General features: G+C 39.4%; 1 protein-coding gene. It reads right to left on the reverse strand.

Annotated elements, in window-relative coordinates:
- Positions 1 to 241, reverse strand: a 241-nt coding sequence (locus tag AAEY75_RS16815) for a LuxR C-terminal-related transcriptional regulator (RefSeq protein WP_352260303.1), incomplete at both ends; no start/stop codon positions are given.

Genomic DNA, 241 nt, shown 5'->3' on the forward strand with positions numbered 1-241 from the left:
GTCTTAATGGTTGATTCACTGACAAAGAGTTGATTCGCAATATCAAGATTGGTGCTACCAGACAATAACGTTTGTAATACCTCACGCTCACGAATAGTCAGTTGATCGCTTTCATCTTCATTATCCATACCCATTAATGATTGAGATAGATCTTGAGGGATCACGCTACGACCTTTGATAATTTCATTCAAACCAGCACTTACATCAGCTAAACTCGCATTGGTATAAAACACGCCTGTGG

This window comes from Psychrobacter sp. TB55-MNA-CIBAN-0194 (assembly GCF_040309505.1).
GTDB lineage: Bacteria > Pseudomonadota > Gammaproteobacteria > Pseudomonadales > Moraxellaceae > Psychrobacter > Psychrobacter fozii.